The sequence below is a fragment of the Streptomyces saintjeani genome (genome assembly GCF_055409605.1).
In genome coordinates, this window is the sequence record NZ_CP189624.1 from 8764802 (window position 1) to 8783805 (window position 19004).

Here is a 19004-nt window from a genome sequence, read left to right on the forward strand (position 1 = left end):
ACCGCGCGGGGCGGCGAGCCCGCGCCGGTGCTGCTCGCATCCGTTCACGCGCCGTCGAGGTCGATCTCGTCGCCGGGGCTGGGTGGGACGTCCTCGTGATCAAGGTCGAGGAACACGTCCTGCTCGCTCGCGGTCGGGGTGCGGGCGGCGAGTTCGGCGGGGTCGGTGGTGATGAGGTGGTGTTCGGTGGGGGAGGCGACGGCCTGGAAGGCGACGCGGTGGGTGCCTGCGGCCAGGAGGCCCTGGCCCCGGTCGGCGGTCAGGAGGAACTGCCGTTCGCCCTGGGAGAGGTCGAAGGTGCGGGTGATCTCGTCGATGGCCTGGGGTGCTTGGCGCAGGAGGATCTGGGTGGCCGCGTTGGCCACGATCGCCTTGCCGAGGTCCGAGGCGAGGAGGTCGGCGGTGTCCTGGGTGGCCACGGTGAGCCCGGCCCAGCGTTTGCGGAACGACTTGGCCATCCGGAACAGGTACTCGGCGCCCGCAGCCGACTTCATCAGCAGCCATGCCTCGTCCACCGTCGCCAGCCGGGGGCGGCGCGCGGCCGGGTCGGAGATCTGGTTCCAGACGGTGTCCAGGGCCAGCAGGGTGCCGACGGGCTTGAGCTCGTCGGCGAGGTCGCGTAGACCGAAGGCGACGAGGTGTCCTTCGGGCCGGGTGGTGGTGGGCCCGGCGAAGAGGGTGGAGAACGCGCCCTCGGTGAACGGCCGCAGCCGGGCCGCCAGGCTGTCCGCCGTACGGCTCTTGGCGCGGCGCAAGACGGCGGTGAGGTCGGTGAGCGGCGGGGCGGGTCTCGTCCAGGTGCGCGGGTCGGAGGTGATGCCGGCCTGCTGGTAGGCCGTCGCGATCGCCTGGTCCAGCACGGCCCGTTCGTCGGGCGTCAACGGCGCGTCGAGGAGGACGGAGATGACGGTGTGGAGGAAGAGGGCGCGGCGGGTGAGGGTGTCCTTCGGGGCGGTGCGCCGTCCGTCGGGGCGGGTGTGGATCGGCAGGTCGAACGGGTTGAGGCGGACACTCTCGGCGCCGAGGCGAAGAGTGGTGCCGCCGATGGCATCGGCGAGGCGGGTGTATTCGTCCTCGGGGTCGATGACGTACGCCTCGATGCCCCGGTACAGCGAGCGCAGGAGTTCGAGTTTGACGAGGTAGGACTTGCCGGCGCCGGAGCGGCCGAGGACGACGGAGTTGTGGTTGTCGAGGGCGAAACGGTCCCAGTGGACCAGGCCCTGGGAGCCGAGGTTGTAGCCGTAGAGGACGCCGGCGGGGGTGGTGTTGGTGGGGAGGTCGGGGCTGGTGAAGGGGAAGGCGGCGGCGAGGGCCGCGGTGTCGAAGGTGCGGCGCATGCGGATGCGGTCGAGGCCCAGGGGGAGGGTGGTGATCCAGCCCTGGAGGGTGCGGTAGGTGGTGGGCTTGGCGTCCATGAGCAGGCTGGCCGCCAGCGCCCGTACGGCGGTTGTCTCGTCGGCGAGTTCCTCGCGGCTCGTGGCGTGGACGGTCAGGTACAGGCCGAAGCGGAAGAGCTTCCCTTCGCCACGCGCGACGCGGGCGGACAGGTCGTGGGCGTCTTCGGTGGCGGCTTCGGCGTACGGGTCGGTGAGGCGGCCGTGCTCGGAGTCGTGGCGTCGGCCTGATTCGAGGCGGGCGAGCTGGCGTTTGAGGTGGGTGGCGCTGGTGACGGGGTCGACGGGCTCGATGTGCAGGCTGACGTCGAGGCGGCCGGGGTGGGTGAGGAGGGGCTGGAGCCAGCCGGGGTGAACCTCGCGGGGGTAGCCGGTGATCGCGAACGAGGCGGTCCAGTCGTCGCCGACCTCCAGGTGGCGGGGCGCTATAGCGATTGAGTCCGGGGCGAACTCCCCGCCGCTGCCGACGTGTTGAGGGTTGCGGATCATTCCGGCCGCCCGTCTGCGCCGGTGGTGATGATGTCGTCGGCTCGGGCGAGTGGCGCGTTCGGAGGCAGGAGGCTGCCGGGGTTGCAGGCGGAGGCCAGGACCGCCGTTGCCTGTCCGGCGTCCAGGAACGTGACCGGGACACCGAGCGGGCCCAGCAGTCCGGCGGCTTCCTGGACGCGGCGGACGAGACGGGTCTCGGCGGCACGCCGGGCAGCCGGATCCGCCACGCCCTCGCGGCGATGGGTTCTCCGCACAGGGGCGAGAGGTGAAGGAGCGCCCAGGCGGACAGGTTCGCGCAGGACGAGCAGGACCTGGCGGGTGAGCAGGTCGCTGTCGGTGGCGAGGTGGTCGAGGAAGCCGGCGTGCTCGCGTGCGGCGGCTTCCAGCGCCGGGTGCGGGAGCGACCTGGCCCGCCGGCGCAGTTCGTCGATCTGGGCGGTCAGGTCGAGGTGCTGGCAGCGGACGAGGATCTGGGCGGGGGCGGTGAGGGAGTGGAGGTAGCGGCCGAACCCGGCGACCAGAGCGTCTTGTTCGGCGGGGGTGCGCAGGGCGAAGTTGACGGTCCCGCACACCGCGATGGCGGCGATGCCGTCGGTGCCGAGGTCGATGACCCCGGCCTCTGTGACGTTCTCGGCCGGGAGCCGGAGCGCGGCCGGGGACGCGGGGGCCGCCTCTTGTCCGTCGTACGGTGTGGCGCGGTCGGCGAGCCAGGCCGGTGCGGGGTGGATGCCCTCGGGGGCGGCGACCTGGAGCCTGGGGGCGAGGCGTTGGCGTACGGCGGCCAGGAGCAGGCGGTCGAGGGGCAGGCCGTCGCGTTTGCCGAGGGCGATGAAGGTGGCGCCGGCCGCGAGGGGGACCGCGGGGATCAGGAACACCACCACGGGGACGAAGGCGCGCACGGCGGACCAGATGCCGTAGAGGACGATGCCGGTCACCGCCAGGATCAACAACTGCCGTGCGGTCAGATGCGCGAGGACGGTGTCCGGGCGGTCGACGTCGGCGGGGATGCGGACGGGCTGGGTCACGGCGTGTCACCTCCTCGGGTGCGGTAGGCGCGGGGTGGCGGCGGGGCGACGAAGGCCGTCGGGGGCGGCGGGCTGGTGCGCGCCGGGCGGGGCGGCGGAGGCGGGGGTACGGGCGGCCGGAAGACGGCCGGCGCCGGGGGCCGGGTGGCGCGCTGGGGTGGGATACGGGGCTGTGGAGCGGGAGGCTGGAAGAGAGGTCGGGCCGGCCCCGGTGCTCTGCCGGCCGCCGGGGCTGCCGGGGTGGGAGCGGTGGAGCCGGGCGCCTGGAACACCGGGAGGCCCGGAGGGAAGAGCGGCCGGGGCGACGGCACGGTCGGCGTCGAGGGCCCGGGGGCCTGGAAGGTCGGCATCGGCGGCGGTCCCGCGGCGTGGCTCGTCGGAGCGCCCGGCCCGGGATAGGGCGCGTGCGGCGGGAGGAACAGCGCCGGTCCCGGCGGCGTGAGCCTGCGTGGCGGCGGGCCACCGGGGCGGGGCCCGGACGGACGGCCGGAGCGTGGCGCCCACCCCGCTCCTCCCGGCGGCGGGCTACGCCGCGCCGTACCCGCGACGGCGGTGTGACGGCCGTGCAGAAGGCCGAACGTCTTGTACATCACGTACGACCGCGCGACATTCCCGGCGAGGGAGTGCCCGCTGCTGAGACGGACGGACCCGAGGATCCAGAACGGGATCTTGAAGACGATGTACAGCAACGCCAGCGTGACCAGGACGTTGACGAGCCCGTTGTCGTTGAGCCCGAACAGGCCGTCGCGGCCGAAGCCGCCGGGGGTGAGGAACACCCGTACTCCCGTGATCAGGGCGAGGGACTGCGCGACCTGGATGGCCAGCACCCCGCCGAAGACCCGCCACCACCAGCGCGCGACCGCGTCGGTCTGCGGCAGCACATGACAGATCAGGGCCAGCGGCGCACCCGCGACAAGGATGATCGTCAGCGCGACGCGGACCACGAAAGTCATCAGCAGGGCGACCAGCACGACGACGACCGCCAGCCACATCAGGATCAGGAAGACGCTGCCCTCGCCGGAGTTGAAGGAGGCGAGGACGAAGCTGCGCAACGCGGGTCCGGCGGTGTCGGCGTCGGCGCCTCCGTCGAGTGCGGCGCGGGAGAGGGCGTTGGCGAGGTCGACGGCTTTGCCCGCGAGGAACAGGGAGAGCGCGGCAGCCAGGAAGGCGAGGGGGATGCGTGGGGCGATCTCCTTGGCGGAGTGGCGGGTCTGCACGCTCTCGTGGCTCATGACCACGATCCCGCCGACGGCGACAAGCAGGGCGTAGCAGGCCAGCGCGGTCTGCCAGGAGTTGTTCCACAGCTCTCCGACGCGGGGGAGGGAGGCGGGGCTGGGGGTGGTGAGGAGGGTGTCGCTGAGGAGGCCGAGCAGGGGGTTGAGCGCGGACTTGACGACCGTCTTGAAGAAGCCGGTGATCGCGCTGCTGATGCCCTTGGCGATCCACCCGGAGATTCCGCCGCCCCCGCCCGCGTCGGGGACCGCGGCCGGAGGCATCGCGCTGGTGGTCGGCACCGGAGAAGGGGACGTACCGGGCTGCGGGATGCAGTCCGCCGCCGGGCACGGCGAGGCGGTAGCGGACGCAGTCGCTACCGGGCTGGGGGTGGCGGAGGCGGTGGGCTCGGGCGCCGGGGCGGGGCTCGGGCTCGGGTCGGCGACGGCGGTGAACACCGAGGCGCACACCATCAGCACCACGAACCCGAGCACCAGGACCCGGCGCCGACGCCGCCGTCCACGACGATTCGGCACCGGAGGACGGTCGCCAAGTGCCGATGAGGGACGGGGCAGTTGGGCGTAGGTGGCGTTCATCAGGCGCCCACGATCCCTTTGAGGATCTCGACGAACAGCGGCGCCAGTACGACGATGCCGTACCCCCAGCCGGCGCCCCGGAAAGCGATCTTGGCCTTCTCGACCTCGCCCGGGTCGCCGCCGGCCAGCATGTAGCGCAGGCCGCCGATCGACAGGAACACGGTCGCCAGCGTGGCCGCGATCCCCATGATCCAGTTGCGGATGTTGGTGAGGACCTCGTTCACCGAGGCCGCCGCCCCCAGGGTCCGTCCGGGTTCAACCGCCGACGCGGACGACGCCCCCAGCAGGCACACCACCAGTACGGCCCCGGTGGTGAGCACCCACCAGACGATCCAGCGCCGGTCCGGGAGGAGAACCCGGTTCAGCGCGGCGCGGCCTCGCGCGGCAGTGAGCCCGAGGCGACGAAGAAGGAGTACCCGGTTCATCAGTCCGCCTCCGGAGCCGAAGAGGAAGGGGAAGGGGGCGGGGAACCCCCACACTTCAAAAGGCCGGAATCCGGGCCGTTTTTGGCCACGGACGGCCGGGATTTCTCCGTACGGGGTTCTCCCGCTGGAGCGGGCGGCAGGGTGTTGAGCGCGGTGCGGACGACCGGATCGTCGTCGGGAAGAGCGCGGGCTTCGTCGTGGAGGAAGGCGGCGAGGCGGGTCTCCGCGCGGCGGCGGGTCTTGTAGGCGGCGTTGAGGGTGGTCCGGTTGCGGTCCGCCCAGTCGGTGACGGTTGTGTCGTCGAGCCGGGTGGTCCCGATGAGGTCGGCCTCGGTCCGGGTGAGGACCGCTTCCCGGACCGCCCGTGCGAGGACGAGGTCCGGGTGGCCCCACGGGGGTCGGGGTACGGACGGCCCGAAGCCCGGCGCGACCGGGGTGGGTGCCTCCAGCGCCTTGGTAAGGGCGGCGTGGCCCTGCCGGTAGGCGGCCCACCGCAGTCGCGGAAGGACCCGGGGCCGGACCACGTCGACGGACGCGAGTGCGCCCAGGAACCCGGAGAGGACCTCGGCCTGGAGGTCGGACGCCTCCCCCGGGAAGCGGTCCGAGAGCCGTCGTACGACTCCCGCGAGCGCGGGCAGCGCCATCCCGGCACAGGCCAGGACCCACAGGGCGCCGTCGCGGCGGGAGCGGCGTACGAGGTGCGTCCACACGGCGTCGCGGGTCAGGCGGGGGCAGGCGGGCTGGAGCAGCAGTGCGCGCAGTTCGTCCAGCGGGACGGGCCGGTGCGGCAGGCCGTGGTAGCGGCGGCCGTCCACGGTCAGCCGCTCGGGGCCGGTGACCAACAGGCCGAAGCGCTCGCGGACGGTGTCCAGCGGCAGGACAGGGGTGTTGCGGGGGAGTTCATGGCGGGAGGAAGCCATGACCGGGCGCCTCCTCGGTCAGGGGAAGAGGGACGCCCCCACCGCACCGGACGGGCGACAAGAAAACGCCAAACAGCGACAATTGGAGCCGGGTGTGTGACTTGGCCTTCGAGTAGGAGCGGACGGTCCGGGATTTAGTGGTGATTTAGGTCTTCTTCAACGCGGCACGTCACAGGCCCTGTCTGGAAGCTCTTCGGGGGGACGTGGCTAAAACGGGGTTAAATCGCGGTCTTCTTGGGTGTAGGCGACGTGTGGGCGCCTGCGCCGAGGAGAGCGCGCATGATCCGGCCGTACCAGACCCGCCACCGGAACCACCCCGGTCCGACTGCGGACCGGAAGAAGATCCTCACCGGCCTCCGGTCCGCCGCCGGACTCCGGAATTCCGGATGCCCCGCCACCGGACCACTGCACACGACTCCCGGAATCCGCCACGCTCCGGCCCACGGTCGCTGTACCGACTCCCGGACGGCCGAAACGCCGGTTCACCGACCTGCTGGCGAACACCCCGGGCCGAACCGACTCCGCCCGGACCGCACCGCAGCAGAACCGGTCGCCCTCCCGACCGTCCGCCCCGGGTGGGCTGGTGTTCGCGATGCCTGATGCCCATGCCGCCGGCGCGGAGTCCGTTCAGCGGGCGGACGTGTGGGTACGGCCGTTGTGCGCTCTGGTTGTGGCGGGCGTGGCCGCGTACGCCTCCTACGTCCACCAGCGGGAGTTCGCGTTCCAAGGCGGAGCGGACCGAGTCAGCGCCTCGCTGTGGCCGCTGTCCGTGGACGGCCTCCTGCTTCTGTCCACGGTCGGCCTGCTGAAGCCCTCCGACGGATACACCCGCAGGGCGCGGGGTGCGATGTGGTCGGCCTTCCTGCTGGGGATCATGGTGTCCCTCGCGGCGAACATCGCGGCAGCGCCGACCCTGGCGTGGAAACCGGTACTGGTCGCGGGATGGCCCCCCGTCGCGCTACTGCTGTCGGTCGAACTCCTCGCCCACCGTCCCCTGCGGACAATTGGCGAGACGGCGGGCGGTCAAGGTCCGCATGACGACAGCGATCCGCTGCTCGCGCGGGCACGGGCGCTCGACGCCCGGCATCGGCAAACGCACCAGCGTCCGGCCTCGGCCGAGACCCTCCGCAAGGAACTGCACGTCGGCGCTCGCCGGTCACGACAATTGGCCGCATTCGTGAGAACGGGTCAGGCCAACGGGTTCGGACCCGCAGTGGCTTCAGGAACAGGGAAGATCGCTGGACAAGGAGAGTGACCTGCCCATCGCCATGACGTTCGTAGCCGCAGGTTCGAGTCCCGGGCAGGAGCCGCAGGAAAGGGCTGGTTGTGGCACGCCGGGTGTGACCTGCGGGGATTCCCTTGCCGTGACTGCGGCCGGGCATCTTCCGAAGACGCGGGTTGGCTGATGTGGCGGGACGTAGCCTCTTCTCGGGTTTCCGGGGTGCACAGATTGGAGCTCTTGGGAGGGGTGCTCGTGGAGATCGCTGAGTACGCGGTTCGCTGTTTGCCCGGGAACCGTGCGTCATCTGGCGTGACCTTCACCACTGGACTGGAGCTCGGTTCATGGACCCGGGAGGAGATTTCCCTGGAGCCTCAACCGCACCTTGAGGTTGGGGTGTCACTCTCCCGGGCTTTCCCTTTTCTGAACTTCCTTGATTCGGATGCAAGTTCGACAGGTCGAAGCTTCTCGCGAGTGTCTGGCGGGTGTTCGTGGTCACTTCACCTTGTGTCGCATCCGAGCTGGTGGTGCCGTGTTGATGCCTCCCGGGTGCGGCAGCCGACCGCTCTTGCCGACGGTAAAGATCCCTTGACGCAAGGTAAGCCTGTGGTTTGAATGTGCTTACTTTTTGTGAATCTTGTTGATCCTGGGGGCGGAGTTTCATGCAGTTTGGGTGGGGAAGCAGGGGTACGGCCGGACGTCTGAGACGTGGGCGGCGAACCGGGGCGGGTACTGTGCTCGCCGTTGGCATGGCCCTGACCGTGACGGCGTTTCCTGTGCCGCAGGCATCCGCGTCCGTGACGGACGACCAGACCTCGTCGAGCGAGGGCCAGGCGGCGTTGGCGAAGGCCCAGGAGTCGGGTCAACGCGTTGAGGTGACGGGCGAGCGGACCGAGCGGACGACGGTCTTCGCCAATCCCGACGGGTACACGTTCACGCTGGAGGAGTCGGCCGTCCCGGTGCGCGTGGCGCGGCCCGACGGAACCTGGACGGCACCGGACGCGACGCTGGAGAAGCGTGCCGACGGTTCGGTCGTGCCGAAGGCGGCAGCCGTACAGATGGCCCTCTCGGCCGGAGGCGACAAGTCCCCGCTGGCCCGGATCGAGGACGCGGGCAGGTCGTTGGAGCTGAGCTGGCCGGGTGCGCTCCCGGCGCCCCGGCTGGACGGCGCGAGCGCTGTGTACGCCGATGTGCTGTCGGGCGTGGACCTGAAGGTGACGGTCACCCCGGAGAGTTTCCAGCCGGTGTTCGTGGTGAAGACGCCCGAGGCGGCTGCGAGCGACGCGGTCAGGAAGCTCACGTTCGGCATGAAGTCCGACGGCCTGAACGTCCAGGAGGGCGCGTCCGGCAATCTCACGGCGGTCGACGACAGCGGCCGTACGGTGTTCAGGGCCCCGCCCGCCCGGATGTGGGACTCCGCCGGGTCCGCGTCGGGAACGCAGACGCAGCTCATGACGGTGCGGGCCGCCGACTCCGGTACGGGCGATCCGTCCGACCCCTCGGAGACGGCGCCGTCAGGTTCGGGCCGCGAGCCCGGTCAGGGTGACACGGTGGCCCGGATGGACGTCGAGGTCGCCGAGGACTCGCTGTCGGTCGTCCCGGACGCCTCCATGCTGACCGGGACCAAGAAGTCCGCGTTCCCCGTCTTCATCGACCCGGTCGTCTCCTGGGGCGAGTCGGAGCGCACGCTCCTGCGCAGTGACGGCTACGAGTCGTACGGCTGGAACAACGGCGACGACGACCAGGGCAAGGGCGCCGGCAAGTGCGGTACCTGGAACGGCTATTACTGCGGTCCGGGGTACGTGCAGAAGCTGTACTTCGAGTTCGCGCCGGACAGCCTGAAGGGCAAGAAGGTCCTGGACACCACGTTCCGGATCACCGAGCCGTGGGCGTTCCAGTGCTCCCCGCGGGTGGTGGACCTGGTCCGCACCGACAACATCTCGTCCACCACGACCTGGGCGACGCGTCCCAAGGAGCGGGACTGGATGGTGGACGTGAACGTGTCCGCCGGGCGCGGTTCCCTGTGTGATCCGGATTCTCCCAACGCGCAGATCGAGTTCAACGACGACCCGAAGCAGACGTGGGAGAACCTCACGCCCACGGTCGCCGACTTCGCGGCGGGGAAGTTCTCCCGGCTGACGCTGGAGGTCCGGGCGCACGACGAGTCGGACCCGTCGGCGTGGAAGCGGTTCAAGAACGACGCCACGCTCGCGGTCACCTTCGTAGGTCTCCCGGACAAGCCGACGGGCGTCGGCCTGGCCACGGGTTCGGGCACGGCGTGCGAGAAGGACATCGCCAAGCCGGCGGTCGTCTCCGACCCCGAGCCGTTGCTGCGGGCCGTCGCGCAGACCAAGCCGGGCGGTGAGAAGGACGCGCAGCTGCGGATCTACTTCGACCTCGACCAGCGGGGCAGCGACGGCAGTTGGTCGGACACGACGGCGAGCAACGGTTCGCTGCGTCCCTCGACGGGGTACGCGGCCGACAATGCCACCATCGCGCTGAAGTGGTCGAAGCTGACCGACGGCATGTTGTACCGGTACCACGCCTGGACCTGGTCGTACTACAACAACGGCGCCAGCTACCTGATGAGCCCCGAGACGACCACGTACTGCTACTTCAAGGTCGACACGACGGCGCCGAAGCCTCCGCGGATCGCGATCGGCAGCCCGTACAGCGAGTGCCTGCCCAACTCCTGTGTGGCGAGCGGCCGTCCGGACCAGGCGGTGACGTTCTCGCTGGCACCGGACACGGGGGACGCGAACGTGGTCTCCTACGAGTACAAGCTCTCCACCGCGACCACGTGGTCCACGGTGAGCGGTTCCACGGCCAAGGTGAGCCTGACGCCCAAGCGTTCGGGGACGTTCACCTTCCAGGTGCGGGCCAAGGACAACGTGGGCAGCGGGCGCACCGGCGCGACCAACCAGGTCGACTTCCTGGTCAGCAACGACGACCAGAGGACGGGCCGCTGGAACTTCAGCGAGGCCAGCGGCGCAGCGGTCGACACGGTCATCGTGGACGGCGGTGCCCAGAACGCGACGCTCGCCGGTGGCGCGACACGTGACGACCGGGGGCGGCGCGGGACCCTGACGCACGACGCGTCGAATGTGAAGCTGGAACCTCAAGTCACTGACAAGGGCCTGTCCCTGGACGGTTCCGCAGGTCATGCGGCGACCACCGCTCCCGTCGTCGACACCCGGGCCTCGTACACGGTGTCCGCCTGGGTGCGGCTGAACGGTCTGCCCGCCGGCAACAAGACCGTGCTCGCGCAGGAAGGCGCCTACTACAGCGGCTTCTACCTCTCCTACCAGAGCACGGCGGGCACCTGGACGGTCCGTACCTCTCCGACCGACGACGCGAACGGCAACATCAGCCAGCAGACGGTGGTGGCCAAGCAGCCGGCGGTCGCCGGGGCGTGGACCCATGTGGCGACGGTGTACGACGCGGCGGCCAAGGAGATCAAGCTGTACGTCAACGGCACGTTGCAGGGCAGCAGTCCGGTGGCACCGTCCTGGGCCGCGACCGGGCCGCTCCAGATCGGCCGTGCGCTGTGGCGGGACACCTACACCGACTACTTCCCCGGTTCCATCGACGAGGTCGCGACCTGGCAGTCCGCGCTGACGGACGAGCAGATCGCGGACGAGGCGCTGCTGAAGACCAGTGACCTCTTCAACGGGGTCGAGATGGTCACGGACTGGTCGGCTGGGCGAGGCAGCGGTACGACCGTCACAGACACGTTGTCGGGCTACGGCAGGTCACTGAACCTGAGCGGCGGGGCAACGCTGGAGGGCGAGTCCATCGCCCTCAACGGCCCCGACGCGGCGGCGACGACGGCGGGGCCGGTGGTCGACGACTCCGGATCGTTCACCGCAACGACGCTGGTCGCGCTGGACAGCGTCCAACTCCTGAAGAAGGACGTCGGTTACAAGGCCCAGATACTCGGACAACGCACCTCGGACGGATCCTCCTGGGGTCTCTGGTACGAGCTGACCGGGAAGCCGACCGAGTTGGACCCGGAAACCGCGGAGGAGAAGACCGTTCCCAAGGGCTTCTGGCACTTCGGCCGCCTCGGCGCGGACGGCACGTTCACCTCGGTGAGATCGGCGGATATGGCAGCCGTGGACAGCGAAGTCCGGCTGACCGGTGTCTTCAACTCCTCCGACGGCACGATCAGCCTCTACCTCGGCTCCAACCGGAACAACGACGCGAAGGAGTTCACCGCACAGGTCGGCTCCGGCGACTTCGCGGTGGGCAACGGGTTCATCGGGGGGAAGTGGCAGCACTCCGTCCCCGGCCGGATCACCGAGGTCAAGCTGTGGGCCGGTGCGATGGCCGGCACCGAGCAGGTCGCGGAGATCGAGAGCAACTGACGTATGCAGGGGGGAGAGTCTGAGGCTGTCCCCCCTGGACACACGACCACGTCGATGACCTTTCAGTACAACTGGGTGGGGACAACAACCATGCGCTTCGGCACAGGTACCTCAAGAAAACGAAGAAGACTGCTCGGGCAGTCGCTGGCACTGGCGCTCGTCCTGCCCCTGGGCGTGGCGCAGGTCGCCCAGGCGGCCGGACCTCAGGGCCTGGGACGCCCCGACGTACCCGAGACCAGAGAAGGCAAGGCCAAGAAGCTCGACGGCCCGGGTGCGAAGGAGGCCCGCCGGAAGGTCGCCGAGGACAAGAAGGCCAACGCGGCTCAGGCCGAGCGAGCCCGCGCGGAGCGGAAGGTCACCTGGCCCGGAAAGGGCGAGGCGACCCTCGCCCTCACCCGGGGCAAGGAGACGGGTGCCGAACCGAGCGGCCTCCCGGTCACCCTCGCCCCTTCGGCGAACAGCAAGGCCCGCGTCACGGTCCTCGACCAGAAGGCCGCCCGCGACGCGGGGATCATGGGTGTCCTGCTGACCGCCGAGTCCGACACCGCGTCGACCACCGAAGTCGGCGTGGACTACGGCGACTTCGCCTCGGCGGTCGGCGGGAACTGGTCGCAGCGCCTGCGTCTGGTGCAGCTGCCGGCCTGTGTGCTGACGACCCCTGAGAAGCCGCAGTGCCGTACCCAGACGCCCCTTCCTTCCGACAACGACCTCACCGAGCAGACGGTCTCCGCGAAGGTGCGCCTCGCAGCCGCTCCGGGCGGTACGTCGACCCAGTTGGCGAGCGCCCCGACGGCCACGGTCCTCGCGGTCACCGCTGCCTCGGCCGGTGCCGGTCAGTCGCCCAAGGGGGGAGGCGACTACTCGGCGACTCCGCTGTCGGCGTCCTCGTCCTGGCAAGCGGGGGGCAATGCGGGATCGTTCACCTGGTCGTACGACTTCACGCTGCCGCCCGCCGCTGCGGGCCCGGTGCCGCCACTGTCGCTGTCGTACGACTCCGGCAGTGTGGACGGCCGTACCTCGACCACCAACAACCAGGGCACCTCAGTGGGCGAGGGTTTCAACCTCACCGAGTCCTACATCGAGCGCACCTACGGCTCCTGCGACGACGACGGCCAGAAGGACGTCCACGACCTGTGCTGGAAGTACGACAACGCCCGCCTGGTCCTGAACGGGAAGTCCAGCCGCCTGGTCAAGGTCTCCGAGGACGACGGCGACAAGAGCAGCGTCTGGCGGATGGAGAACGACGACGCGTCCAAGGTGACGCGCACGCTCGGCGCGGACAACGGCGACAGTGACGGCGAGCACTGGACCGTCGTCACGGGTGACGGGACCACGTACGAGTTCGGTCTCAACAAGCTCCCTGGCGCCGACACGGAGCGCACCAACTCGGTCGCCACGGTCGCGGTGTTCGGCGACGACGAGAAGGAGCCCGGCTACGACAAGGGCAGTGCCTTCGCGGACCGGTCGCTGGTGCAGGGCTGGCGCTGGAACCTCGACTACGTCGAGGACCCGCGGGGCAACGCGGCCACGTACTGGTACACGAAGGAGTCGAACTACTACAAGAAGAACAAGTCGACGACGGCCAACTCCTTCTACACGCGCGGTGGTTACCTCGACCGCATCGAGTACGGCCTGCGCGCGGGCGCGCTGTTCACCGACAAGGCCGACGCCAAGGTCACCTTCGGCTACGCCGAGCGCTGCACCGCCTCGGACTGCTCCAGCCTGACCAAGGAGACCGCCGACAACTGGCCGGACGTCCCCTTCGACGCGATCTGCGCGAAGGACGCCGACGACTGCAACTCGACCGGGCCGTCATTCTTCTCCCGCAAGCGCCTCACCGGCATCGCCACGTCCTCGTACAACGCCACCACGGCCGCCTACGACGCTGTCGACTCCTGGGCCTTCACAAGCGAGTATCTGGACGCCACGGACCTGGCCGACCCCTCCGACAAGGTCCTGGCCCTGATGTCCCTGAAGCGGACCGGCAAGGCGGGTGACACCAGCATCGCGCTCGCCCCGATCAGCTTCACGTACGCGACGCTGCCCAACCGCGTCGACGCCACCGAGAACATCCTGCCGCTGTCCCGGCCGCGCATCTCCACCATCGTCTCGGAGACGGGTGCGGTCACGCGCGTCACCCTGTCGGGCCAGGAGTGCGTCCGCAGCGAGGTCCTGACCGCCGCCCCGGACACCAACACCCGCTCCTGCTACCCCCAGTTCTGGCACATCAATGGCGCCGAGAACGCGTCGATCGACTGGTTCAACAGATACCGGGTGCTGGCCGTGACGGTCTCGGACCCGGCCGCGAACAACGAAGCGGTGGAGCACGCCTACTCCTACAGCGGCGCCGCCTGGCACTACAACGACGACCCCTTCACTCCGAAGGACGAGCGGACATGGTCGGACTGGCGCGGCTACCGCCAGGTGACCGCCTGGACCGGCGCCACCGACGTCACCCGCTCCCGCACCGTCTCCCTCTACCTCCAGGGCATGGACGGCGACAAGAACAAGGACGGCACGGCCAAGTCCGTCTCCGTCGCACCGCTGTCGTCCCCCGCACTGGGCATCGCGGCGATCACCGACAAGGACGAGTACGCCGGCCAACTGCGCCAGCAGGTCACCTACGACGGCAACACCGCCATCTCGGCGTCAGCGAACGACCCGTGGTCGAAGGAGACCGCGACCCAGAGCGCACCCGACGCGGCGGCCCACGTCGCCCGCTACGTCCGCACCGAGAAGGCGTCCTCCTACACCTACCTGACGGTTCCCCAGACCTGGCGGAAACGGCAGACGACCACGACCTACGACAGCTACGGCATGCCGGTCACCGTCGAGGATTCCGGCGACGCCGCCAAGGCCAACGACGAGACCTGCGCCCGCACCTGGTACGCGCGCGGCGGGAACTTCACGAACCTGGTCTCCCGGGTCCGCACGGTCGGCCGCACCTGCGCGACGGCGGACAGCGAGCTCAGCCTCCCCGCGTCGATGAGCCCGACCGCGCCCGCGCGCGGTGACGTCCTGTCGGACGTGGCCACCGTCTACGACACGGCGAACGCGACCACCTGGTCCGCCGGCCAGACCCCCACCAAGGGCCTGCCGACATGGACCGGCCGCGCCACCGGCTACCCCGCCACGGGCGACCGTGCCCCCTCCGGCTGGCAGAAGCTCTCCGCCACCACGTACGACACCCTGGGCCGCCCCCTCAGCGTCAGCGACGCCTCCACCAGCCCGGCCAGCACCATCGCCTACACCCCCGCCGACGCCGGCCCGCTCACCAAGACGATCACCGCTGACGCGAAGCAGTACAAGACCACCAGCTTCCTCGACCCGCGCCGCGGCCTTCCCCTGCGCGTCTACGACCTCAACGCGAAGAAGACGGAGAGCGCGTACGACGCCCTCGGCCGCCTCACCCAGGTGTGGCTCCCCAACCGGGTCAGCGGCAGCCAGGCCGCGAGCTACAAGTTCGCGTACCAGCTCAACACCGCAGGCCCGTCCTGGGTGTCCACGTCGACCCTGAAGCGGGACGGCGAGACCTACAACACCGGCTACACCCTCTACGACGCCCTCCTGCGCCCCCTCCAGACCCAGTCCCCGACCCCGCAGGGCGGCCGACTGCTGACGGACACGCGGTACGACACGCGCGGCCTCGCCTACGAGTCGTACGCCGACCTCTTCGAGTCGGGCACCGCTCCCGACGGCGTCTACAAGCGGGCCGAGTACGGCGGATCGCCCACCCAGATCCGGACCGTGCTCGACGGCGCGGGCCGCGCCACCAGCAGCACCCTGTACGTCTTCGGCGTCAAGAAGTGGGCCACGACGACGAGTTACACCGGTGACTCGGTCGCCACGACCGGACTCGACGGCGGCTCGGCCCAGCGCGTGATCACCGACGTACGCGGCCAGGCGACGGAAACCCGCACCTACGCCGGCCCGAGTCCCGCCGACACGGCCTACGGCACGGGCCCCGGAGCCTCGTACACCACGACGAAGTCGGACTACGAGCTCGACGGCAAGCAGAAGACGCTCACCGGCCCCGACAACACGACCTGGTCGTACACCTACGACCTGTTCGGCCGCCCGGCCAAGAGCTCCGACCCGGACACCGGCACGTCGACCACCGAGTACGACGTACTCGACCGTCCCACCAAGACGACGGACTCCACCAACACGTCGATCCTGACCGGGTACGACGAACTGGGCCGCGTCACCGGCACCTGGAAGGGCACCCGGACCGACGCCAACCAGCTCACCGGCTACACCTACGACACCCTCCTCAAGGGCGCGCTCACCTCCTCCACCCGTTACATCGGCGGCAAGACGGGTGCGGCGTACACGCAGACGGTCACGGTCTACGACACCCTCGACCGTGCCACCGAAACCCAGCTCCAGCTCCCGTCCACGGACCCGTTCGTGACGGCGAAGCAGCCGACCACGCTGACCTTCGGGTCGTTCTACAACGTCGACGGCACCCTCCAGCAGACGAAGGAACCTGCCCTCGGCGGACTGCCGTCCGAGATCGTCGAATACCGCTACGACGACCTCGGCAACGTCACCTCCATGCCCGGCTACCTGCGGAACGTCTCCTACTCGGCCCTCGCACAGCCGCAGCAGCTCACCCTCGGGACCGGTGCCCCCGACCTGAAGGACACCTACGTCACCAACGTCTACGAGGAGGGCACCGGCCGCCTGACCCGCAGCAACGTCACGGACCAGACCCACCCGTACATGCTGCAGGACCTCAACTACACCTACGACCAGACCGGCAACGTCACCAAGATCAGCGACCCGACCCTCCTGGGCGGCAGCAGCAGCGCCGACACCCAGTGCTTCGTCTACGACGGCTACCAGCGCCTCACCGAAGCCTGGACCCCGACCTCACAGAACTGCACGGACAACCGCAGCGCCGCCAGCCTGTCGGGCCCGGCCCCGTACTGGTCGAGCTACACCTACAACACCGCCGGCCAGCGGACGAGCGAGACCGTCCACAAGAGCACCGGCGACGCGAAGACCACGTACTGCTACACGAAGACGGCCCAGCCGCACACCCTGAGCGGCACGACCACGGGTACGGACTGCGCGACGCCGCAGAAGACGTACCAGTACGACGCGACCGGCAACACGGTCAAACGCCCCGGCGTGAAGAACCCCCAGGACCTCACCTGGACTCCCGAGGGCCAGCTCAACAAGCTCACCGAGAACGGCGTCGCGACCGACTACATCTACTTGGCCGACAACACCCTCCTCATCCGCGCCACCCAGAACGGTGAACGCGTCCTCTACGCCGGCGCCACGGAACTCCATCTCCGTGCCGACGGCACGGTGTGGGCCCAGCGCATGTACGCCGGCCACGCCCTCCGTTCGAACGAGACCGGCACCAACAAACTCACCTACCTCACCAGCGACCACCACGGCACCTCCTCCCTCTCCCTCAACCCCGACACCGCCCAGACCTTCACCAAGCGCTACACCACCCCCTTCGGCGCCGACCGCGGCACCCCCGTCTTCGGCCCCTGGCCCGACGACAAGGGCTTCCTCGGCAAAACCCGCGACGCCACCACGGGCCTCACCCACATCGGCGCCCGCCAGTACGACCCCACCACCGGCCAGTTCCTCAGCGTCGACCCCGTCCTCGACCCGGCCAACCCCCAGACCCTCAACGGCTACAGCTACGCCGCCAACAACCCCGTCACCTTCAGCGACCCCACCGGCCTCTGGCTCGACGACGGCACCGGCCACAACGAACCCCGCCCCGGCGGCGGAGGCGGCGGCCAGAGCCCGACCCCGGGCGTCCCCACCGGCGGAACCGTCGGGGGTGACGGCTGCTACTACCACTGCCCCAAATCCAACGACGGTGGAATCCTCGGGCAGAACCGCGACGACACACGCGACGCCCGGCAGCAGGTCTACGCGGCCGTCTCCTACTACTCCAGCTCAGAGGCCCAGGAGGAGGCGTGGCTGGAGGCGTACCGGAAGGAGATGGGCAGGCAGTACCGCCTCTACGGGAGCTACGTCGACGCCAACGTGACCCTCTCCGTCGCCACGAACATCTGCTTCTCCCACAAAGAGATCAAGTGCTCCGGCGCCATGAAGCAGTACTTCAGCGACGTCGACTTCGCCCGCACGGCAGCCATCGGAGGAATGCCGAACGGTCCCATCTCCGGCGGCATCCACCTGAGCCTCAAAAGCACATCGAACATGGGCAAAGCCCTGCGCGCCCGCCCCTGCAAGTGCTTCCTCGCCGGCACCGACGTCCTCATGGCCGACGGCAAAACCACCAAGAACATCGAGGACGTCGAACTCGGCGACAAGGTCCTGGCAACCGACCCGAAAACCGGCGAAACCGGCCCCCGCGAAGTCACCCGCCTCATCCGCACCGAAGGCGACAAGAACTTCAACGAACTCTCCATCGCCACCCCGGACGGCATCGAACACCTCACCGCCACCCACGAACACCCCTTCTGGTCCCCCTCCGAAAACGACTGGGTACCAGCAGGCGACCTCAAACCCGGCATGACCCTGCGCGCAGACGACGGCTCCACCGTCATCGTCACAGGGAACCGGGCCTTCACCAAGCAGACCCGGACATACAACCTCACCATCGACGACCTGCACACGTACTATGTGCTTGCCGGTCAGACTCCGGTACTCGTACATAACTCCACGTGCACTCAGTACGGGAATGACCTCGCAGCCGCTCAGGCAGCAAATCCATTGATGGAAAGTCTTCGCGCAACAGGAAAGCTGCCCAGTAACTACGTAACCAAGGCGCAAGCAGCGGCCGCCGGATGGGTCCCCGGAAAGGCTTTGGGAAATAAGATTCCCGGAGCTCAGATCGGTGGAGACGTATTCATGAACACCGGCCCACAGGCACTACCAAGCGCCAGCGGGCGCATTTGGTACGAGGCTGATATTGGTATAGACAACATGATGAAGCGGTCGAAGCAGCCAGGGACGCGGTTGCTATATTCGAACGATGGACTGGCCTACGTGACAAGCAATCACTATTCTAGCTTCTATCAAGTACCCAACTGGAAGTGAGCGTGAAATGAGGGTCGAAATCGACGGCGCGACAATTAGATCCGAAGGCGACCTTCACGTCTTCTTGTCACATGCACTAGGGTTCGGCCCCTACTACGGGGCGAACTTGGCGGCTTTGTGGGACCGCCTGTCTGCAGATGTAGAGCGGCCGGTCGAGATCGTCTGGAATGAATCAGAGGTCAGCAGATCCGCTCTCGGAAGCGAAAAATTTGAACAGATTCGCGATCTATTCCTGCGCGTCCAGGAACAGGACCAGTCGTTCGGATGGGATGATCGCTTCTCAGTAACGTTCGAATGATCTGCGAGGAGCCCTACCGAA

Annotated in this window: 9 protein-coding genes; 4 read left to right on the plus strand and 5 right to left on the minus strand. The window is 69.1% G+C overall.

The window, feature by feature from the left end:
* Positions 1-44 precede the first annotated feature (44 nt).
* The 5 genes from ACQCO7_RS39235 to ACQCO7_RS39255 are packed head-to-tail and all read right to left on the minus strand — an operon-like array spanning position 45 to position 6061.
* A complete protein-coding gene (locus tag ACQCO7_RS39235) occupies positions 45-1883 on the minus strand; it encodes a VirB4 family type IV secretion system protein (protein ID WP_464076287.1) in 1839 nt (612 codons plus the stop codon).
* The gene (locus ACQCO7_RS39240) at positions 1880-2908 is read right to left on the minus strand and encodes a PrgI family protein (RefSeq protein WP_464076288.1); all 1029 of its coding nucleotides are present in this window, start codon (positions 2906-2908) and stop codon (positions 1880-1882) included. The genes ACQCO7_RS39235 and ACQCO7_RS39240 overlap by 4 nt, the downstream gene beginning before the upstream one ends.
* Positions 2905-4656 (minus strand): hypothetical protein, encoded by a 1752-nt coding sequence (locus ACQCO7_RS39245; RefSeq protein WP_464076289.1) that lies wholly within the window; start codon positions 4654-4656, stop codon positions 2905-2907. The genes ACQCO7_RS39240 and ACQCO7_RS39245 overlap by 4 nt, the downstream gene beginning before the upstream one ends.
* Before the next feature lie 59 nt (positions 4657-4715).
* Entirely contained in the window at positions 4716-5141 is a 426-nt protein-coding gene (locus tag ACQCO7_RS39250; protein WP_464076290.1) for a pilin, read from the minus strand.
* A complete protein-coding gene (locus tag ACQCO7_RS39255; protein WP_464076291.1) occupies positions 5141-6061 on the minus strand; it encodes a hypothetical protein in 921 nt (306 codons plus the stop codon). The genes ACQCO7_RS39250 and ACQCO7_RS39255 overlap by 1 nt, the downstream gene beginning before the upstream one ends.
* A 592-nt stretch (positions 6062-6653) precedes the next feature.
* Here ACQCO7_RS39255 and ACQCO7_RS39260 point away from each other — a divergent pair.
* The 4 genes from ACQCO7_RS39260 to ACQCO7_RS39275 all read left to right on the plus strand — a co-directional run bounded on the left by ACQCO7_RS39260 (position 6654) and on the right by ACQCO7_RS39275 (position 18983).
* Positions 6654-7316, plus strand: coding sequence for a DUF2637 domain-containing protein (locus ACQCO7_RS39260; RefSeq protein ID WP_464076292.1), 663 nt, complete (start codon positions 6654-6656; stop codon positions 7314-7316).
* Between the two features lie 713 nt (positions 7317-8029).
* On the plus strand, positions 8030-11647 hold the full coding sequence (locus ACQCO7_RS39265) for a LamG-like jellyroll fold domain-containing protein (protein ID WP_464076293.1): 3618 nt from the start codon (positions 8030-8032) through the stop codon (positions 11645-11647).
* A 90-nt stretch (positions 11648-11737) separates the two neighbouring features.
* Positions 11738-18685 (plus strand): polymorphic toxin-type HINT domain-containing protein, encoded by a 6948-nt coding sequence (locus ACQCO7_RS39270; RefSeq protein ID WP_464077408.1) that lies wholly within the window; start codon positions 11738-11740, stop codon positions 18683-18685.
* Positions 18686-18692: 7 nt separating this feature from the next.
* Entirely contained in the window at positions 18693-18983 is a 291-nt protein-coding gene (locus ACQCO7_RS39275) for a barstar family protein (RefSeq protein ID WP_464076294.1), read from the plus strand.
* Positions 18984-19004 lie beyond the last annotated feature (21 nt).

What these genes read in the sequence shown, in the direction of transcription:
- ACQCO7_RS39235 (WP_464076287.1), bottom strand. Translation starts at nt 1,883, where the DNA reads ATGATCCGCAACCCTCAACACGTCGGCAGCGGCGGGGAGTTCGCCCCG.
- ACQCO7_RS39250 (WP_464076290.1), bottom strand. Translation starts at nt 5,141, where the DNA reads ATGAACCGGGTACTCCTTCTTCGTCGCCTCGGGCTCACTGCCGCGCGA.
- ACQCO7_RS39255 (WP_464076291.1), bottom strand. Translation starts at nt 6,061, where the DNA reads ATGGCTTCCTCCCGCCATGAACTCCCCCGCAACACCCCTGTCCTGCCG.
- ACQCO7_RS39260 (WP_464076292.1), top strand. Translation starts at nt 6,654, where the DNA reads ATGCCTGATGCCCATGCCGCCGGCGCGGAGTCCGTTCAGCGGGCGGAC.
- ACQCO7_RS39265 (WP_464076293.1), top strand. Translation starts at nt 8,030, where the DNA reads ATGGCCCTGACCGTGACGGCGTTTCCTGTGCCGCAGGCATCCGCGTCC.
- ACQCO7_RS39270 (WP_464077408.1), top strand. Translation starts at nt 11,738, where the DNA reads ATGCGCTTCGGCACAGGTACCTCAAGAAAACGAAGAAGACTGCTCGGG.
- ACQCO7_RS39275 (WP_464076294.1), top strand. Translation starts at nt 18,693, where the DNA reads ATGAGGGTCGAAATCGACGGCGCGACAATTAGATCCGAAGGCGACCTT.